The sequence below is a fragment of the Stenotrophomonas sp. LGBM10 genome, assembly GCF_046736075.1.
Taxonomy (GTDB): domain Bacteria; phylum Pseudomonadota; class Gammaproteobacteria; order Xanthomonadales; family Xanthomonadaceae; genus Stenotrophomonas.
Window position 1 is genome coordinate 2943186 of sequence record NZ_CP177163.1, and the last position, 19109, is coordinate 2962294.

The 19109-nt window shown below is 69.2% G+C and carries 15 protein-coding genes; 8 read left to right on the top strand and 7 right to left on the bottom strand.

Going from position 1 to position 19109, the window contains the following annotated elements:
* Positions 1 to 58: 58 nt before the first annotated feature.
* Genes pssA through rimI form a run of 3 tightly spaced genes read left to right on the top strand, consistent with a single transcriptional unit; the run spans position 59 to position 1814 of the window.
* Positions 59 to 838: a CDP-diacylglycerol--serine O-phosphatidyltransferase gene (gene pssA / locus ACLB90_RS12660; protein ID WP_411849834.1), complete on the top strand. Its 780-nt coding sequence runs from the start codon at positions 59 to 61 to the stop codon at positions 836 to 838.
* The gene (locus ACLB90_RS12665; RefSeq protein ID WP_411849835.1) at positions 835 to 1320 is read left to right on the top strand and encodes a hypothetical protein; all 486 of its coding nucleotides are present in this window, start codon (positions 835 to 837) and stop codon (positions 1318 to 1320) included. The genes pssA and ACLB90_RS12665 overlap by 4 nt, the downstream gene beginning before the upstream one ends.
* Positions 1317 to 1814, top strand: coding sequence for a ribosomal protein S18-alanine N-acetyltransferase (gene rimI, locus ACLB90_RS12670; protein WP_411849836.1), 498 nt, complete (start codon positions 1317 to 1319; stop codon positions 1812 to 1814). Before ACLB90_RS12665 ends, rimI begins: the two co-directional genes overlap by 4 nt.
* A 7-nt stretch (positions 1815 to 1821) precedes the next feature.
* Here rimI and ACLB90_RS12675 read toward each other — a convergent pair whose 3' ends face one another.
* The 5 genes from ACLB90_RS12675 to ACLB90_RS12695 all read right to left on the bottom strand — a co-directional run bounded on the left by ACLB90_RS12675 (position 1822) and on the right by ACLB90_RS12695 (position 7780).
* Positions 1822 to 2646, bottom strand: coding sequence for an EamA family transporter (locus ACLB90_RS12675; protein WP_411849837.1), 825 nt, complete (start codon positions 2644 to 2646; stop codon positions 1822 to 1824).
* Between the two features lie 100 nt (positions 2647 to 2746).
* Entirely contained in the window at positions 2747 to 5515 is a 2769-nt protein-coding gene (locus tag ACLB90_RS12680; protein ID WP_411849838.1) for a valine--tRNA ligase, read from the bottom strand.
* Between the two features lie 42 nt (positions 5516 to 5557).
* Complete coding sequence (locus ACLB90_RS12685; RefSeq protein ID WP_017356290.1) at positions 5558 to 5746, bottom strand: YqaE/Pmp3 family membrane protein; 189 nt, start codon at positions 5744 to 5746, stop codon at positions 5558 to 5560.
* A 45-nt stretch (positions 5747 to 5791) separates the two neighbouring features.
* Complete coding sequence (locus ACLB90_RS12690) at positions 5792 to 6217, bottom strand: DNA polymerase III subunit chi (protein ID WP_411849839.1); 426 nt, start codon at positions 6215 to 6217, stop codon at positions 5792 to 5794.
* Between the two features lie 84 nt (positions 6218 to 6301).
* Positions 6302 to 7780 (bottom strand): leucyl aminopeptidase, encoded by a 1479-nt coding sequence (locus ACLB90_RS12695; RefSeq protein WP_411849840.1) that lies wholly within the window; start codon positions 7778 to 7780, stop codon positions 6302 to 6304.
* 104 nt (positions 7781 to 7884) lie between these two features.
* Here ACLB90_RS12695 and lptF point away from each other — a divergent pair, with 104 nt between their 5' ends.
* Complete coding sequence (gene lptF / locus ACLB90_RS12700; protein ID WP_411849841.1) at positions 7885 to 8964, top strand: LPS export ABC transporter permease LptF; 1080 nt, start codon at positions 7885 to 7887, stop codon at positions 8962 to 8964.
* The gene (lptG, locus tag ACLB90_RS12705) at positions 8961 to 10067 is read left to right on the top strand and encodes an LPS export ABC transporter permease LptG (protein ID WP_411849842.1); all 1107 of its coding nucleotides are present in this window, start codon (positions 8961 to 8963) and stop codon (positions 10065 to 10067) included. The genes lptF and lptG overlap by 4 nt, the downstream gene beginning before the upstream one ends.
* 272 nt (positions 10068 to 10339) lie before the next feature.
* Here the strand turns inward: lptG and ACLB90_RS12710 are convergent, their stop codons facing one another.
* Positions 10340 to 10813: an RDD family protein gene (locus ACLB90_RS12710; RefSeq protein WP_411849843.1), complete on the bottom strand. Its 474-nt coding sequence runs from the start codon at positions 10811 to 10813 to the stop codon at positions 10340 to 10342.
* Between the two features lie 70 nt (positions 10814 to 10883).
* Here ACLB90_RS12710 and xerD point away from each other — a divergent pair, with 70 nt between their 5' ends.
* Positions 10884 to 11861 (top strand): site-specific tyrosine recombinase XerD, encoded by a 978-nt coding sequence (gene xerD / locus ACLB90_RS12715; RefSeq protein ID WP_411852755.1) that lies wholly within the window; start codon positions 10884 to 10886, stop codon positions 11859 to 11861.
* A 102-nt stretch (positions 11862 to 11963) separates the two neighbouring features.
* Positions 11964 to 12743 carry a thioredoxin fold domain-containing protein gene (locus tag ACLB90_RS12720; RefSeq protein ID WP_411849844.1) on the top strand — a complete coding sequence of 260 codons (780 nt, stop codon included), beginning with the start codon at positions 11964 to 11966 and terminating at the stop codon, positions 12741 to 12743.
* A gap of 73 nt (positions 12744 to 12816) precedes the next feature.
* On the opposite strand, the gene ACLB90_RS12725 is transcribed toward ACLB90_RS12720, so the two are convergent.
* On the bottom strand, positions 12817 to 14922 hold the full coding sequence (locus ACLB90_RS12725) for a glycosyl hydrolase family 18 protein (RefSeq protein ID WP_411849845.1): 2106 nt from the start codon (positions 14920 to 14922) through the stop codon (positions 12817 to 12819).
* A gap of 288 nt (positions 14923 to 15210) precedes the next feature.
* Here ACLB90_RS12725 and purL point away from each other — a divergent pair, with 288 nt between their 5' ends.
* On the top strand, positions 15211 to 19095 hold the full coding sequence (gene purL / locus ACLB90_RS12730; RefSeq protein WP_411849846.1) for a phosphoribosylformylglycinamidine synthase: 3885 nt from the start codon (positions 15211 to 15213) through the stop codon (positions 19093 to 19095).
* Positions 19096 to 19109: the final 14 nt, after the last annotated feature.

Genomic DNA, 19109 nt, shown 5'->3' on the forward strand with positions numbered 1-19109 from the left:
GGCAAGCCGGGCGGCCCGCACTGCCCCAAAGGGCGCCACACCCTCTAAACTGGCCGGCATGGATCAGATGAAACCCCCGCCGCGCAACCGCAGCATCTACCTGCTGCCCAACCTGTTCACCACCGCAGGCCTGTTCGCCGGCTTCTACGCGATCATCGCGGCGGCCAACGGCGATTTCGTCAATGCCGCCATCGCGGTGTTCGTGGCTGCGGTCATGGATGGCCTGGACGGGCGGGTCGCACGGCTGACCGGCACCAGCAGCGAATTCGGGGTGCAATACGACTCGCTGGCCGATCTGGTCAGCTTCGGCATGGCCCCGGCCCTGGTGATGTACCACTGGTCGCTGTCCTGGCTGAAATTCGACGATCCGGTGATGGGCCGGGTCGGCTGGGCGGTCGCCTTCCTGTATGCCGCCTGCGCGGCGCTGCGCCTGGCGCGTTTCAACACCCAGGTCACCGTGGTCGACAAGCGCTGGTTCATCGGCCTGGCCAGCCCTGCCGCAGCCGGTCTGATGATGTCCTTCGTCTGGGCGTTCGCCGACGGCAACCTGGGCTGGGACGGCAACCAGTTGCGCTACGTGGCGCTCGGCGTGACGCTGGTGGCGGCCCTGCTGATGGTCAGCCGCATCCGCTTCTGGAGCTTCAAGGGCAGTGGCGAGAAGGGCCCGCGCGCCGACCGCGTGCCGTTCCTGGCACTGGCCCTGGTGCCGATCGGCATCGCCATCATGGTCATCGACCTGCCGCGCGTGCTGTTCGCGGTGGGCGTGCTGTACGCCCTGTCCGGCCCGGTCTACTGGCTGTGGCAGCGCACCCGCAAGACGGCCGAGCCGGGCGCGTGAGTTCGCCGGTGCTGCCGCCGCTGTGGTCCCCGGCGCAGCAGTCGTGGCTGCAGGCGATGGGCTACACCGTGTTCGTGGACGGCAGTGTGGCGCCCGAGCCGGTGGCGTCACCGGTGGCGCAGATCGAATTGAGCGCGGCGCCGGTGGTGACGCGCGCGCCGGCCGCGCCGGACACACGGCCGGATGTCGCCCCGGTCGCGCCCCGGGTCCCCGCCGAGGTGCCGGTACGGCGTAACGCCCCGGTTGCGGCCGACGCCCCGGATGCGGCGCCGGCGCGCACGCGCGGTGGCCGCCGGCCGGCCGTGCAGATGCCCGACCGCCTGCAGATCGCCCTGCTGCGTGCCTCCGGCTGCAACCCCAACGCGCCGGAAACACAGGCGCTGATGGCCGGTTGGGCGCTGGACGAGCTGCGCGGCAATCCGGCCGCCAAGCGTGCGCTGTGGCCGCAGCTGCGTGCCCTGCGCAGGCAGGCCAGATCGTGAGTGCGGTCAGCTCGCCGCGGCCGTTGTCGCTGCGCGCGCTGCGCGAGAGCGATCTCAACGCGGTGATGGCGATCGAGGTGCGTGGCTATCCCTATCCGTGGACCCGTGGAATCTTCCAGGACTGCCTGCGCGCCGGCTACCCGGCCCTGGCGCTGGAAGAAGATGGCCTGCTGATGGGCTACGGCGTGCTGAGCATCGCCGCCGATGAGGCGCATGTGCTCAACGTCTGTGTGGACCCGCTGTGCCAGTCGCGCGGGCACGGTCGTTTCCTGCTGCGCGCGCTGGTCAAGCTGGCGCGCGACCACGGTGCGCAGCGGGTGTTCCTGGAAGTGCGTCCGTCCAACACGCCGGCGCTGGCGCTGTACCACAGCGAAGGCTTCAACGAGATCGGCCGCCGGCCGCGCTACTACCCGGCCCGCGATGGGCGCGAGGATGCGCTGGTGATGGCGATGGAACTGGTGGACGACGACATCCAGGCGATGCCGCCGCTGTAGCCAGGCATCACGCGATCCGCAGCACCGCGGCGCCGAGCACGATCACCCCGGCGGCCATCCAGCGCTGGCGGTCGACCCGCTCGTGCAGGACGAACGCGGAGATCAGGATGCCGAACAGGATCGAGGTTTCGCGCAGCGCCGAGATCATCGCCACCGGCGCGATGGTCATCGCCCACAGGGCCAGCGCATACGAGGTCAGCGTGCCGATGCCGCCGATCAGGCCGTAGGTCCAGTTGCGTCGTGCGTACGCCCGCAGCGCCGGTGCGCGCGTGTACAGCGCCCAGATCGGCAGGGGCAGCCCGGACAGCAGGAACAGCCACAGCGTATAGCTCAGCGCGGCGCCGGAATGGCGCGCGCCCCAGGCATCGACCAGGGTATAGGTGGCGATCACGCCGGCGTTGAGCAGGGGTAGCCACAGGTGCCGCCGCGCCTGGCCGCGGGCCATGATCAGGATGCCCGTGCAGACCAGCGCGATCCCGCCCCAGGCCAGCGGCGGCAGCGTCTCGCCGACCACGAAGGTGCCCACCAGCGCCACCAGGAGCGGTGCGCAGCCGCGCATCAGCGGATAGGACGCGCTCATGTCCGTGACCCGGTAGGTGCGGGCCACCAGCACGTAGTACGTCACCTGCAACAGCGTCGATGCCGCCAGCCACGGCCAGCTCACGCGGGCGGGTGCCGGCACGAAGGGCAGGGCAAGGGCAGCGATCAGGGCGGCCGAGCCGGTCACCAGGATCGTGGTCAGCAGCGTGTCGCTGCCGCGTTTGACGATGGCGTTCCAGCTGGCATGCAGCGCGGCGGCAAACACCACCACGAGGAAAATGGTCAGCGACATCGTGTCGGTACGCGCTCCGTGTCAGAGCGCCCATGATGCCAGCAGTACCGCACGCTGGCCGGTACACCGGGGATGCGCAGGCGCATCCCCGGTCACCGCATCACAGCTTGGCGCGTTGCCCGCGCAGGCCGGCGAGCTGGGCGGTCCAGTCGACCAGGCGCACGCGCTCCTGCTCGACCACGGCCGCCGGCACCTTGTCGGTGAACTTCGACAGCTTGGTCTCGCTCTTTTCCTTCTCCGACTCGACCCGGGCGATTTCCTTGTCCAGGCGTGCGCGTTCGGCACCGAGATCGACCAGCCCTTCCAGCGGCACCAGCAGCAGCAGTTCACCCACGATCGCGGTGGCGGCCGGCGGAATCTCGCCGTCATCGGCCAGCCACTCGATGCGCTCCAGCTTGAGCAGGAACGAGAGCGCGGAGGTGAAGCGGGTGATCCGTGCGCGGTCGTCGTCGTTGCCACGCTGCAGCAGCAGCGGCACCAGTTTGGACGGCGGCACGTTCAATTCGCTGCGCACGCGGCGCAGGGCGTTGACCATCGACTTCACCCATTCCACGTCGGCTTCGGCACGGGCGTAATCGCCGGCGAATTCGTCGGCCACCGGGTACGGGCGCAGCGACACCGTGGTCTCGGTGATGCCCAGGCGCGGGGCGACCTGGCGCCACAGCTGTTCGGTGATGAACGGGGTCAGCGGGTGCAGCAGGCGCAACAGCGCTTCAAGCACGTACAGCAGGGTGTGGCGGGTGCTGTTGGCATCATCGGCGTCGGCACCGTTGAGGGCCGGCTTGGTCAGCTCCAGGAACCAGTCGCAGAACTCGTTCCAGGCGAACTCGTACAGGCACTGCGCCAGCAGGTCGAAGCGGTAGTTGGCGTAGTGCGTCTGCGCCTCGGCCGACACCGCGGCCAGGCGCGCCAGGATCCAGCGCTCGGCGTCGGTACGCGGCTGCGGTGCGCCGGTGAAGCTGCTGCCCTCGGTGTTCATCAGGGTGAAGCGGCTGGCGTTCCACAGCTTGTTGCAGAAGTTCTTGTAGCCCTCGGCGCGGTTCATGTCGAACTTGATGTCGCGGCCGTGGGTGGCCAGCGCGGCGATGGTGAAGCGCAGCGCATCGGCACCGTGGGCAATGATGCCGTCCGGGAACTCCTTGCGCGTGGCTTTCTCGATCTTCGGCGCGTCCTTGGGCTTCATCAGGCCGGTGGTGCGCTTGGCGACCAGGTCCTCGATCGAGATGCCGTCGATGATGTCCAGCGGGTCGAGCACGTTGCCCTTGGACTTGGACATCTTCTGGCCCTGCGCATCGCGGATCAGGCCGGTGATGTACACGTCCTTGAACGGAATCCTGCCGGTGAAGCTGTCGGTGGCCATGATCATGCGGGCCACCCAGAAGAAAATGATGTCGAAGCCGGTGATCAGCACCGACGACGGCAGGTAGCGCTCGAAACCGCGCGCGTCCATCGCCTGCCCGTTCGGCCAGCCCAGGGTCGAGAACGGCCACAGCTGCGAAGAGAACCAGGTCTCCAGTACGTCGCTGTCCTGGTGCAGGGCGACGTCCGGCCCCAGGTTGTTCTTCGCGCGCGCCTCGGCCTCGTCGCGGCCGACGTAGCAGGTGCCGGCGTCATCGAACCACGCCGGAATGCGGTGGCCCCACCACAGCTGGCGGCTGATGCACCAGTCCTGGATGTTCTCCATCCAGTGGCGGTAGGTGTTGATCCAGTTGGCCGGCACGAACTGGATCGAACCGTTCTCGACCAGTTCCAGGCCACGCTTGGCCAGCACGTCCATTTTCACGAACCACTGGTCGGTCAGGTACGGCTCGATCACCTGCTGGGTACGGTCGCCACGCGGCACCTGCAGCTTGTGTGCCTTGGTTTCGACCAGGATGCCGAGGTCTTCCAGTTCGGCCAGGATCACCTTGCGCGCTTCGTAACGGTCCAGCCCGCGGTACTTCTCCGGGGCGTTGTCGTTGATCGCCGCCACCGGGGTGAACAGGTTGATCATCGGCAGGTTGTGGCGCAGACCGACCTGGTAGTCGTTGAAATCGTGCGCGGGGGTGACCTTGACCACGCCGGTACCGAACTCGCGGTCGACATAGTCGTCGGCGATCACCGGGATCTCGCGGTCGGTCAGCGGCAGCCTGACCATTTTGCCGATCAGGTGCGCGTAGCGCTCATCTTCGGGGTGCACCATCACCGCGGTGTCGCCGAGCATGGTTTCCGGGCGCGTGGTGGCCACGGTCAGGGTGCCGCTGCCATCGGCCAGCGGGTAGCTGATCGACCACAGGAAACCGTCTTCCTCCACGCTCTCCACCTCCAGGTCGGAAATGGCGGTCTTCAGCACCGGGTCCCAGTTGACCAGGCGCTGGCCACGGTAGATCAGGCCCTGCTCATGCCAGCGCACGAACGCCTCGACCACCGCCTCGGACGGCTGCGGGTCCATCGTGAAGGTGCTGCGCGACCAGTCGCTGGAGGTGCCCAGGCGGCGCATCTGGCGCTCGATGGTGTCGCCGGACTGCGCCTTCCACTCCCACACCTTCTCGATGAAGCCGTCACGGCCCAGCGAATCGCGGCTTTCGCCATTGCCGGCCAGCGCCAGGTTGCGCGACACCACCATTTCGGTGGCGATGCCGGCGTGGTCGGTACCCACCTGCCAGAGGGTGTCGTAGCCGCGCATGCGGTGGTAGCGCACCAGCGCGTCCATCAGGGTCTGCTGGAAGGCATGGCCCATGTGCAGCGTGCCGGTCACGTTCGGCGGCGGCAGCAGGATGGTGTACGGCTCGCCCTTGCCGGACGGCTTGAAATGGCCGGCCTTCTCCCACCCGTCGTACAGCTCGGTTTCGAAGGTGGCGGGGTCGTAGCTGGAGGCGAGTTGGGTCATGCGGAAACCAGGATCGAAGACGGAAGGTGGGGTGCCGGAAAATCAGCGGCCGAGGGCGCGCCGGATCTTCTGGTCGGTATGGAACTGGGAGACCGCGTAGGCGGCCCAGATGGCGGCCGGCAGCCAGCCGATCAGGGTGATCTGCAGGATCAGGCAGAGGATGCCCGCAAACGGGCGCCCGATGGTGAAGAACGACAACCAGGGAAAGATCAGGGCGATCAGCAGGCGCATCAAGGGACTCCGGGTGCGGCAGGCACCCGCGTGGGGTGCCTGGCGTTACATGTCGTATTTGTTCAGGTCAAAGCCCAGCGCCTTGTACTGGCGCCAGCGCTCGCGCAGCGGCTCGCGGGCTTCCGGGTCGGCCGGCACCACTTCCAGCACGCGGTCGCAGCTGGCCAGGTACGGGTCGTCGCGCAGGTTGATCACCAGCGGGCGCGTGGGGGCGTCGGTGCCGGGCACCGCAATCAGCACCAGCGCTTCCTCCTCGTCCACGTCTTCGCCGGCGATCTGGTGCGGAATGTAGGCATCGTCGTCGAACGACCACAGCAGTTCGTCCAGCTCTTCGGCCTGGGCCTGGTCGCGTGCCAGCACCAGGGTGAACAACCCGGCGTCGTTGGCCTTGCGTGCCAGCTCGCAGACCAGGCGCAGGGGCTCGGTCAGGAAGCGGGGCTTGGCGATCAGGTAGAAATCAGCACGGGACATGGGCAGGCCTGGAGCGGAGGGGAGAGCCCGGCAGCCGGCCGGGCGGGATCGGAGCGGCCACCGGCCGCCCCGATCGACGCGGCATCAGGCGCGCGCGACCTGGTCCAGCAGCCACTGGCTCAGCAGGCCAACCGGACGGCCGGTCGCCATGCCGCGCTTGCCTTCGTCGCTGGCCACGCCGGCGATGTCCAGGTGGGCCCAGCGCTGGCCTTCGGTGAAGCGCGACAGGAAGCAGCCGGCGGTGATCGCGCCAGCCCAGCGGCCGCCGATGTTGTAGACGTCGGCGAAGCTGGAATCCAGCATCGGCTGGTACTCGTCCCACAGCGGCAGGCGCCAGGCGCGGTCGAACACGTGCTCGCCGGCGGCCAGCAGTTCATTGGCCAGGTCGTCGTGCTTGGTCATCAGGCCGGCGGTCTGGTGGCCCAGGGCGACCATGCAGGCGCCGGTCAGGGTGGCCACGTCGACCAGCGCGGCCGGCTCGAAGCGCTGCGCGTAGGTGAGGGCGTCACACAGGATCAGGCGGCCTTCGGCGTCGGTGTTGCCCACTTCGATGGTCTTGCCGGACATCGAGGTGATCACGTCGGAAGGGCGGTAGGCGTTGCCGTCGATGGCGTTCTCGACCGCCGGCACCACTACAACAAGGTTCAGCGGCAGCTTGGCGGTGACCGCAGCGACGAAGGTGCCGATGACGTTCGCGCCACCGCACATGTCGTACTTCATCTCTTCGATGCCGCCCTGGGTCTTCAGGTTGACGCCACCGGTATCGAAGGTGATGCCCTTGCCGACCAGCACGTAGGGCTTGGCGTCGCCGCCGTTGCTCCACTTCAGCACGACCAGGCGCGGGCGGTTGGCCGAGCCGCGGGCCACGGCCAGCAGCGAGCCCATGCCCAGCGCTTCCATCTGGGTCTCGTCCAGGATCTCCGCGTCGGCGCCGGCATGGGCCTGGGCGAAGGCGACAGAGGACTCGGCCAGGTAGGCCGGGGTGCACAGGTTCGGCGGCAGGTTGCCCAGCTCGCGGGCGTACTGCACGCCGGCGGCGATGGCCTGGCCCTGGGCCAGCGCCTGGGCGTCGTCGCCGGCGATGGCCAGGGTGGTCAGGCCGGGTTCGTCGGCCTTCTTCTTGCCCAGGGTGGCGCTGTAGCGGTAGGCGGCGTGATCGGCGGTGATGATCGCCTGGCGGATGTTCCAGGCGGCATCGCGGCCCTTCACCGGCAGTTCGGTCAGGGTGAACAGCGCATGGTGGTTGACCCCGCTCTTCAGGGCGCGGCTGGCGTCGCCGACCGCCTTGAGGTACTGCGGCACGCCGAATTTGGCCGTTTCGCCCAGGCCGACGACCAGCACGCGCGGCGCAGTGACGCCCGGCAGGTCGTGCAGCAGGGTGGTGTTGCCGGTCTTGCCGCCCACGTCGCCGCGGGCGACCAGCGCCGCCAGGCGACCACCGGAGGCGGCATCCAGGGCCTGTGCCGCCGGGCTCAGGGACTGGTCGGCAAAGACGCCGACGATGACGCAATCGCACGCGGCGGTGGCCGGTGCTGCGTGGTTCAGGGTGAATTCCAGGGCCATTGATCAGATTCCGTTGGCAAATCCGTACAATCGCGAGCTGTTTACGCCCAGCCAGTAGACTGGACCGTGCCGCGAACGAATCCGAGAGTTTAAACCACCGCCCCATGTCGAAGCTCGATCGCTATCTCCTGCGTGATTTCCTCCAGAGTTTCCTGGCCACCCTGATCGTGCTGCTGGTGGTGAGTGTCGGCGGTGTCCTGGTGGACATCCTCGGCAACATCGCCGATGGCCGCCTGCCCGCCCGCCTGCTGTTCTCGCAGCTGGGCCTGCAGTTCATCGTGTACATGCCCCTGATCCTGCCGCTGGCGCTGATGCTGGGCCTGCTGCTGGCCACGGCCCGCTTGTACCGCGACTCGGAAATGGCGGTGCTGACCGCCATCGGGGTCGGGCCACGGCGGCTGCTGCGCCCGCTGATGATGCTGGTGCTGCCGGTGGTGGGCCTGATCGGCCTGTGCTCGCTGTGGCTGGGCCCCTGGGCCGACCGCACCGGCGAGACAATGATCGACGAGGCCAACCGCAGCGTGGTCATGGCCGGCCTGGAGGCGGGCAAGTTCACCTCCCTGCCCAACGGCGGGGTGGTCTACCTGTCCTCGGTGTCGCCCGACGGCACCCAGCTGGGCAAGGTGTTCATGCAGCGCCAGAAGGGCGACCGCATCGAGGTGGTGTCGGCCGACCGCGGCCGGATGTTCTTCGAGGGCGAGCGCCAGCGCTACCTCGAGCTGGACGACGGCCACCAGGTGGAAGGCCCGGTCAACGGCGCCCTGGACTACAAGCTGGTGACGTTCGCGCGCAACGACGTCGCGCTGCCGGACGGCGCCGACACGCGCAAGGACGACGATCCGGAGCTGTTGACGACAGGCCAGCTGCTCGGTGATGACCGGCCGGCGGCGCGGGCGCAGCTGCACGCGCGGATTGCCCCGCCGCTGATCGCGCTGGCGTTCGCGCTGATGACGCTGCCGCTGGCGCGCAGTTCGCCGCGCCAGCAGCGCTACGGGCGGATGATGCTGGCCTTCCTGGCCTACATGGTGGGCATGAACCTGATGTTCATCGGCACCCGCTGGATCGCCGATGGCAAGATCCCCGGCAGCGTCGGGTTGTGGTGGTTGAGCCTGCCGTTGCTGGCGCTGGCCACCTGGATGTACTTCCGCGACGGCAAGCTGTCGCGTCCTCGGAGGACCGCATGAAACTGCGTCCCATGCGGTTTGATTTCTATCTGGGCCGGGCGGTGTTCGGCACGGTCCTGCTGACCTGGGCGGTGCTGGTCGGGCTGGACGTGGTGATGGCGTTCTCCGGCGAGTTCAAGGACGTGGGCAAGGGCAGCTATACGGCTGGCCATGCGGCGGCCTGGGTGCTGTACACGGTGCCACGGCGCGCCTACACGTTCTTCCCGACGGCGGCGGTGATCGGCGCGCTGATGGGGCTGGGACAGCTGGCGGCCACCTCGGAACTGACCGCGCTGCGGGCGCTGGGCCTGTCGCGCAAGCGCCTGAGCGTGTCGGTGGCGGTGGCGTTGTCGCTGCTGACGGCAGTGATGGTGTTCAGCGGCGAGACGCTGGGGCCGTGGGGCCAGAGCAAGGCCGACGACATCAAGATCAGCGCGCGCTGGGGCAGCACGCTCAGCGCGGCCCGCTACCAGGGCGTCTGGGCGCGCGAGGGCGATACGTTCCTGAGCGCGACCAGCGGCGATGAGCAGCTGCAGGCCGGGGGCGGCACGCGCCTGATCCTGCACGATGTGCGCTTGTACAAAATCGGCGACGACGGACACCTTGTCTCGCTGACGCACGCGGCCACGGCCGAGCACGATGCGAAGGGCTGGGTGCTGAACACGGTGCGCCGGGATACGTTCGGCGACCGCTCGGCAACGCGCCAGACCGTGGCGTCCGAGCCGTGGGATTCGCGGCTGGATGCGGCGGCGCTGGCCACCGGCATCGCCAAGCCGCGCAACCTGACGGCAATGGACCTGCGCAACAGCATCGAGTACCGCAAGCGCAACGGGCTGGATGCGCGCGACTACGAAGACATCTACTGGAGCCGCTGGTTCTATCCGTTGAACGTGCTGGCGCTGTGCCTGGCGGCGGTGCCGTTCGCGTTCGGCTCGCTGCGCAGCGGCGGCATGGGCAAGCGCCTGTTCCTGGGCATCCTGTTCGCGCTGGCCTTCTGGTTGCTGCAGCTGTTCTTCGGCCGCATGGCCGGCGCGCTCAAGTTCGATTACCGCATCGCCTACGCACTGCCACCGATCGTGATGCTGGTGGTGTCGGGCATGCTGTTCCGGCGGAAGTCGGGGTAAGCGGCGTCAGGCGTTAAGCCGAAGCCGGAGCAGGGGGCATTGCTCGACGGCTTCTGCGTGTTTGCAGGTGGGTCACGCCTTCGCCGGTGCATTGGCTTGTTCCATCCGTTCGCGAATAACCCTCCAGGGTGCCCGTGCCCCAGGGCTGCGGGACCGTTGGCGGCATGGATGCCGCCATCGAGCCCCCACGGACGGGTTCACGGCGTGTCCCGCAGCCCTGGGGTACGGGTACCCAGCGCGGGAACACCTGAAACGCTGCAGTTGCCTTCGCTTCAGCGCTTCAGCAGGCGCACCAGCCGCGTGCCGCTGGCGCGGTCGTGCCAGGTCAGGCGCTGGCGGTCGAGCAGGGCCCACCACAGGCCCAGCCCCCCGAGCAGTACCGAGAGGGTGCCCACGCTGTAGCGCAGCCAGAGCTGGCGGCGGGTGGGCGGCGTACCGTCGGCGTTGACCACCTGCAGCCGCCACGGCCGCATGCCCAGCGTCTGGCCGCCGCGACGCCAGCTCCACGTCGCGTACAGGCCGGTGACCAGCCAGCAGCACAGCCACAGCAGCCATTGCAGCGTACTGAACGGCGCGATGTTGTCGCGCGCCGCGTGCCCGGACAGCGTGTAGCCGGCCACGAACAGCGAGCTCACCAGCATCCACAGCGCCAGCGCCGGGAAGAAGTCGTACAGCAGCGCCAGCAGGCGCCACAGCAGCAGCGACGCGGGGCGGGGGGCGGTGGGGGCATCGGCGGTGGTGACCATGCCGCGAGCATACCCGGGCATCGGCCCGGCGTGGATGGCCGGCGCGCGCCGCGCTCCGTATGCTGGCGGCATGTCCGATGCCTCCACCCCGGCGCAACGTCGCCAACTGGTCCAGCACCTGCCCGCGCTGCGCGATGCCGATGCGGCCGCCATCCAGCACTTTCTCGACACGATCTGGGCCGAACAGGGCCTGGCGCGTGCGTCGCTGGACAGCTACCGGCGTGATCTGGAAGGGCTCGCGCGCTGGCGCGACGGACAGGCCGGCGGCCTGTCCGCCATCGACCGTGCCGGTCTGTTCGATTATCTGGCCTGGCGCACGCGGCATGGCTGGTCGCCGCGCAGCACCGCCCGCCTGCTCTCGGCCCTGCGCGCGTTCTTCGCCGATGCGCTGCGCCGTGGCCGGCGCAGCGACGATCCCACCGCCCTGCTGGACCCACCGCGCCTGCCCCGGCTGCTGCCCAAGGCCCTGGCCGAAAGCCAGATCGATGCCTTGCTGGCTGCGCCCGACATCGACGATCCGATCGGCCTGCGCGACCGCGCCATGCTTGAACTCATGTATGCCGCGGGCCTGCGCGTCAGCGAACTGGTGCAGTTGCCGGCCAATGCCGTGAATCTGCGCCAGGGCGTGCTGCGCGTCACCGGCAAGGGCAGCAAGGAGCGTCTGGTGCCGCTGGGCGAGGAATCCCAGCACTGGCTGGAGCGCTACCTCGCCGAGGCACGCCCGCGCCTGGCCGGCAAGCGCAGTGTGCCCGGTGGCCAGGACGGCAGCGTGCCGATGTTCCTGGCGCCGTCCCTGCAGCCGCTCAGCCGCCAGCAGTTCTGGGTGCTGGTGAAGAAGTATGCCGCCCTGGCCGGGATCGACCCGGTCCGGATCAGCCCGCACGGGCTGCGGCACAGCTTCGCCACCCACCTCCTCAACCGTGGCGCGGACCTGCGCGCGCTGCAGATGCTGCTCGGGCACAGTTCGCTGTCCACCACCCAGATCTACACCCTCGTCGCGCGCGAACACCTGCAGAAGCTGCACGCGCGGCATCACCCCCGCGGCTGACCCGGCTCGGGCGTGCAACGCATCACTGTTCCACTGCCGTGCAGCCGGGCGCAGGCCCGGCTATGCGAGAATCCCGGACCTTCTTTCCTACCGGATCGCGCCATGCTCCGAGTTGCCATTGCCGCCCTGTTCGGCGCGCTCAGCCTGACTGCCTGCGCGCAGCAACCGTCCGCGCCGGCCGCCAAGCCCGCCGCCGCTGCCCCGGCCGCCGGTGGCAGCGCCGAGCAGCGCGTGCGCACCGCCCTGCAGCAGCTTGACCCGAAGTTCGCCCCGGATTTCATCGGCGCCGCGCCGTTCCCCGGCTTCCGCGAAGTCCTGGTGGCCGGCCAGGTGCTGTATGTCTCCGATGACGGCCGCTATCTGATGCAGTCCCAGCCGTACGATATCCAAAACAAGGCCCCGGCCAGCAGCCCCGGCCTGCTCGCGTACCGCCGCGGCCTGCTGGACAAGGTGCCGCAGGGGGAGCGCATCGTGTTCGCCGCGCCCAACGCGAAGTACACCGTCAGCGTGTTCACCGACATCGAGTGCGGGTACTGCCGCAAGCTGCACCAGGATATTGCCGAGCTCAACCGCAACGGCATCACCGTGGAATACCTCGCCTTCCCGCGCATGGGCCTGGGCAGCCAGGACTACACCGACATGATCTCGGTGTGGTGCGCAGCGGACCGCAAGCAGGCGTTGACCGCCGCCAAGACCGGCAAGCCGGTGCCGCCGAAGAGCTGCACCAACCCGGTGGCCATGCAGTACACGCTCGGCCAGCAGATCGGCGTCAACGGCACTCCGGCGATCTTCGCCGCCGATGGCACCCAGCTGGGCGGCTACGTGCCGCCGGCGCAGCTCAAGGCCGCGCTGGAGCGCATCTCGGCCGGCGGCAGCCGCTGAAAACAAAACACCGCCCCGGCATGACCGGGGCGGTGTGGTTGCGGGGTAGGGCCGGCCGTTGGCCGGCGACCCGTCAGTTCAGCCCGTCGCTGATCGCCTTGGTCAGCGTGCCCTGCGTGTCATCGCCGCTGAACTCCCAGAAGAACGCGCCGCCCAGGCCCTGGGCCTTCACGTAGCCCATCTTCTCGGTGACCATCGCCGGGGTATCCACGCTCCAGAACGTGGTGCCGTTGGAGATCCACGTGGCCTTCGCGGTGGTATCGGTGTAGACCGGCCAGGCGAGGTTCTTGAGCACCTTCCAGTCTTCGATGCCGGCTTCGTAGGTGCCTGGCGCCGCGCCGCTGGCGCTGCGGTACAGACCGTTGTTGCCGCTGGCCACGCCGGTCCAGCCGCGCCCGTAGTAGCCGATGCCCAGGTTCAACTTGCTGGCCGGCACACCGCGGCTGATGAAGGCCTCCATCGCATCGTTGCTGTTGTAGAACTTCTGGTCGCCGGTGGACGGATCGGCCGGCGAGTCGAACAGTGCCGAGTGATGGTTGGTCTGCGGGTCCCACGCGCCGTGGAAGTCGTAGGTCATCACGTTGATGAAATCCAGGTACGGGTGGAACGCGGCCGGATCGGTCACCCGGATCTTGTCGATGCCCGCGCCTACCGCCACGGTCAGCAGCAGGCCGGGCCGCACCGCGTCGAGCTGGCGACGGAACTCGGCCAGCAGCGCGGTGTAGTTGGCGTTGTCCGCCGGCGTACCGCAGCTCAGCCCGCAGGCCACCGGGTACTCCCAGTCGATGTCGATGCCGTCGAACACGCCGGCAGCCGCGCCGACGCCACCGGCACCGTCGGTGACCGGCAGGTTGCCCTTGATGTAGGCGTCGATGCACGAGGCGACGAAGGCCTGGCGGTTGGCCGGCTGCGCCGCGCTGGAGAACCCGCGTGACCAGGTCCAGCCGCCCAGCGAGATCAGCACCTTCACGTTCGGATGCTTGGCCTTGAGCTGCTTGAGCTGGTTCCAGTTGCCGCGCAGCGGCTGGTCCCAGGTATCGGCGCTGCCGCTGACGCTCTCGCCGGCCCCGAAGGCCTTGGTGTAATCGGCGAAGGCATCGCCGCCCACCCCGGTGTTCGGATCGGATGCCTGGGTGACGCCCACTTCGCAGCGGTTGTTGCGCACGTTGCCGAAGGCGTAGTTGATGTGGGTCAGCCTGGCCGCCGAGCCGCTGGTGTCGATGTTCCTGACCCGGTAGTTGCGCCCGTAGATGCCCCACTGGGTGAAGTAGCCGATCACCCGCTTGGTGCCGCCGCCACCGCCGCCGGCCGCAGTGGTCACGCTGATCGACGCGCTCTGCGCCGAGGCGTTGCCCGCGTTGTCGCGCGCGCGCACGCTGTAGGTGTAGGCGGTGCTCGCGGTCAGGCCACCGTCGGTGTATTGAGGGGCGCTGGGCGAACCGACCAGGCCGCCGTTGCGGTACACGTCGTAGCCCGCCACGCCGCTGCCGCCGCTGTTGTCGGTGGCCGCGTTCCACGCGAGGTTGACGGTGGTGGCCGTTTTCGACGGGGATGCCAGGCCGCCGGGCACGCTGGGCGGGGTGGTGTCGTTGCTGGCGGCGGTCACGGTCACGCTGACCGTGGCCGAGGAGGTCACCGCGTTGTTGTTGTCGGTGGCCACCGCCTTGAAGGTGTGGCTGCCGGCGGCCGCGTTGGCCCAGGTCACGCTGTACGGCGCGCTGGTGTCGATGCCCAGCGACGTGCCGCCGCGGAAGAACTCGACCTTGCTGATGCTGCCATCGCTGTCACTGGCGGTGGCGCTGACGGTGATGCTGCTGCCCGCGCTGAAGCTGGCGCCGTTGGCGGGCGAGGTCAGGCTGACGCTGGGCGGCTGGTTGCTGCCGCTTCCGTCGCAGGCGCCCAGGTTGGTGTAGTAGGGCGCGCCGGCCGGATGATCCGGCGGTGCGTTCCAGATGTCCTGGTTGGCCCGGTACAGCACGCCGCCCTTCTGCAGGGTGGACCCGGACAGGTAGATCGCCGCCGGGTTCCATTCCGGTGCGCCGGTACAGTTGGCGGCCTGGGCCAGGGTGGGTACACCGGCAGAGGCGGCCAGCGCCAGGGCCAACAGCCAGCGGGCGTGGCTGCGCCGGGGCGGGGGAGATATCGATGTCACTGCACTGCGCACAATCGGGTCCTGCATGGGAGTTCTCCGATCAGGTGGTGGGCGCATGGCGCCGGGTTGGCGCCATGCGTGCAGCAGTCCGGGGCCGGTGAGAGAGGCCGGCGACAGCAGTGGGGGCGGACAGGGGCCTGGCCGGACGATGCCCGTCCAGGTGGTGATAACGTTGTCATGCATTCGGCCGGCAATCCGTGAACCAGCGCATGGTTCGGCCGTGAAGACGCGGGCGGCCGCGACCGGGCCGGACGGGCTGCGGCGGTGGAGTTGGGTACAATAGTGGGCCCCGTCTCCAACCACGGTTCCCCGGACATGATGGTCCTCGAGGGCGCATCCGCCCTTTCGCCGTTCCGCCGCGAACGTCTTGAATCCCGCCTGCAGTCCCTCGCCGCCACCCTGCGTATCGCCGGTGCCTGGCATGTCTACTTCATCCAGACCGAGGGCGATGCTGCCCCGGACCCGGCGATCCTGAGCCGGATCCTGGAAGCCCAGCCGACCCTGGCCGGGCAGGAAGAGGGGGCCGTTACCCGCTTCGTGGTGCCGCGCCTGGGCACGCTGTCGCCCTGGTCGAGCAAGGCCACCGAACTGGTCCGCGGGGCCGGGCAGCCGATCCGCCGGGTCGAACGTGGCCTGCGCATCGATCTGACCGGCTGGCCGGCCGACCCGGCCACGGCCGAGGCGGTGGCACGCGCGCTGCACGATCCGATGACCCAGTCCGTGCTGGACACCGCCGACCAGGCCCAGGCGCTGTTCACCGCGCCGGCCCGCGGCGAGCTGGAACGCATCGCACTGGATGATCTGGAAGGCGCCAACCGCCGCCTTGGCCTGGCGATGGCCCAGGACGAGATCGACTACCTGCGTGAGCGCTTCACGGCGCTCGGCCGCAAGCCGTCGGATGTGGAACTGATGATGTTCGCCCAGGCGAACTCCGAGCACTGCCGGCACAAGATCTTCAATGCCAGCTGGACCATCGACGGTGCCGACCAGGCGCACTCGCTGTTCCGGATGATCAAGAACACCCACCAGCAGACCCCGCAGCACACGTTGAGCGCCTACAGCGACAACGCCGCAGTGGTGGCCGGTTTCCCCGCCGCGCGCTACCGGCCGGACCCGGCCACGGGCGAATACCGCAGCGAAGCGGTGGTCGACTCGGCGTTCTGCATCAAGGTGGAAACCCACAACCACCCGACCGCGATCGCGCCCTTCCCGGGTGCCTCCACCGGTGCCGGCGGCGAAATCCGCGACGAGGGCGCGACCGGCCGCGGCGGCAAGCCCAAGGCCGGCCTGACCGGCTTCTCGGTGTCGCACCTGCGCATTCCGACGCTGCCGCAGCCGTGGGAAGCGCCGCGCGCGCTGAACCCGCGCATGGCCCCCGCGCTGGACATCATGCTGGACGGCCCGCTCGGCGGCGCCGCCTTCAACAACGAGTTCGGCCGTCCCAACCTGCTCGGCTACTTCCGCAGCTTCGAGCTGCCCGAAGGCGAGGGCCTGACCCGCGCCTACGACAAGCCGATCATGCTGGCCGGCGGCCTCGGCGCGATCGATCAGGTGCAGGTCGAAAAGCTCACCCTGCAGCCGGGCGACGCGGTGATCGTGCTCGGCGGTCCGGCCATGCTGATCGGCCTGGGCGGCGGCGCCGCCAGCTCGGTGGCGTCCGGCGAAAGCGCTGAAGACCTCGACTTCGCCAGCGTGCAGCGCGACAACCCGGAGATGGAACGCCGCTGCCAGGAAGTGATCGACCGCTGCGTCGCGCTGGGCCTGGACAACCCGATCCGCTGGTTCCACGACGTTGGCGCCGGTGGTCTTTCCAATGCGATTCCGGAACTGCTGCACGACTCCGGCGTGGGCGGCGTGATCGACCTCGGCAAGGTGCCCACCGACGATCCGTCGCTGTCGCCGATGCAGCTGTGGTGCAACGAATCGCAGGAACGCTACGTGCTCGGTGTGCCGCAGGCGCGCCTGGCCGAGTTCGCCGCGCTATGCGCGCGCGAGCGCTGCCCGTTCGCCGCGGTCGGCGTGGCCACCGCCGAGGAACGCCTGGTGGTGGCCTACGGCGCGACCGTGGGCAACATCCCCGCCGATGCGCCGATCGACCTGCCGATGGACGTGCTGTTCGGCAAGCCGCCGAAGATGCACCGCGATACCGCCCATCCGGCGCCGCCGCGCTGGCCGGCGCTGAAGACCGCCGGACTGGACCTGCATGAAGCCGGTCTGCGCGTGCTCGCGCATCCGTCGGTGGCGTCCAAGAACTTCCTGGTCACCATCGGTGACCGCAGCGTCGGTGGCCTGACCGCGCGCGAGCAGATGATCGGTCCGTGGCAGTTGCCGCTGGCCAACGTCGCCATCACCCTGGCCGGCTTCGACACCGTGGCCGGTGAGGCGATGGCGATCGGCGAGCGCACGCCGCTGGCGCTGCTGGACGCGGCCGCGTCGGCGCGCATGGCAGTGGGCGAAGCCATCACCAACCTGTGCGCCGCCCCGGTGGATGCGCTGGAGACGGTGAAGCTGTCGGCCAACTGGATGGCCGCGGCCGGTCACAACGGCGAAGACGCACTGCTGTACGACGCCGTGCGTGCGGTGGGCATGGAGCTGTGCCCGCAGCTGGACCTGAGCATTCCGGTCGGCAAGGACTCGTTGTCCATGCAGGCGCAGTGGCAGGACGCCGGTACGGCGCACAAGTCGGTATCGCCGGTATCGCTGGTGATCTCCGCGTTCGCACCGGTGGCCGATGCCACCACCCAGCTGACCCCGCTGCTGGACCGCGATACGGAGAGCGAGCTGTGGCTGATCGGCCTGGGTGCCGGCAAGCAGCGTCTGGGCGGCTCGATCCTGGCCCAGGTGCATGCCGACCACAGCGCGCTGCCTGCGTTCGCCGGCGCCGTGCCGGACCTCGACGACCCGCAGCGTCTGCGTGCGTTCTTCGAACTGATCCGCGACGCGCGCCAGGCTGGCCTGCTGCTGGCCTACCACGACCGCAGCGATGGCGGCGCGTTCGCCGCGCTGTGCGAGATGGCATTCGCCTCGCGTCTGGGCATGGACATCACGCTGGATGCATGGGGCGACGATCCGTTCCGCAGCCTGTTCAATGAAGAACTGGGTGCGGTGGTACAGATCGCCAGGGAAGACCGCGCCGCGTTCGCCGATCTGGTCGAACGCCATGCGCTGACCGAATGCGCGCAGCGCATCGCACGGCCGACCACCGCGCCGGTGGTGCGGGTGTCGCTGCAGGGCGAAAGCCTGGTCGAGTGGCGCTGGGAAGCGCTGTTCGATGCGTGGTGGTCGGTGACCCATGCCATGCAGAAGCTGCGCGACAACCCGGACAACGCCGACCAGGAGCGTGCGGTCGCGCGCGCCTTCAACGCGCCGGGCCTGAAGCCGAAGCTGACCTTCGACCTCAACGAGGATGTGGCAGCACCGTTCATCAACACCGGCGCGCGCCCGCGCGTGGCGGTGCTGCGCGAGCAGGGCGTCAACGGCCAGATCGAAATGGCCAACGTCTTCGAGCGTGCCGGTTTCCGCACCTTCGATGTACACATGAGCGACCTGATCGAGGGCCGCGTCGCGCTGTCGGACTTCACCGGCCTGGTCGCCTGTGGCGGCTTCAGCTACGGCGACGTGCTGGGCGCGGGCCGTGGCTGGGCCACCTCGGTGCTGGAGCGCACCGCGCTGCGCGATGCGTTCGCCGCGTTCTTCGCGCGGCAGGACAGCTTCGCGCTGGGGGTGTGCAACGGCTGCCAGATGATGAGCCAGCTCAAGGACATCATCCCCGGTGCCGAGCACTGGCCGCAGTTCCGCCGCAACCGCAGCGAGCAGTTCGAAGCGCGCACCGCCCTGCTGGAAGTGGTGGAGTCGCCCTCGATCCTGCTGCGTGGCATGGCCGGCTCGCGCCTGCCGGTGGCCGTGGCGCATGGCGAAGGCCAGGCGGTGTTCGCCTCCGCCGTGGATCAGGCCGCCGCGCGCGTCGCGCTGCGCTACGTGGACGGCGACGGCAACGTGGCCAACCAGTACCCGCTCAACCCGAACGGCTCGCCGGACGGCATCACCGGCCTGACCACCACCGACGGCCGCGTGACCATCATGATGCCGCACCCCGAGCGCACGCCGCGGGCGGTGAATCTGAGCTGGCATCCGGCCGAGTGGACCGGCGACTCGCCGTGGCTGCGGATGTTCCGCAACGCACGCGTATGGTGCGGGTAATCGACCCTACCGCT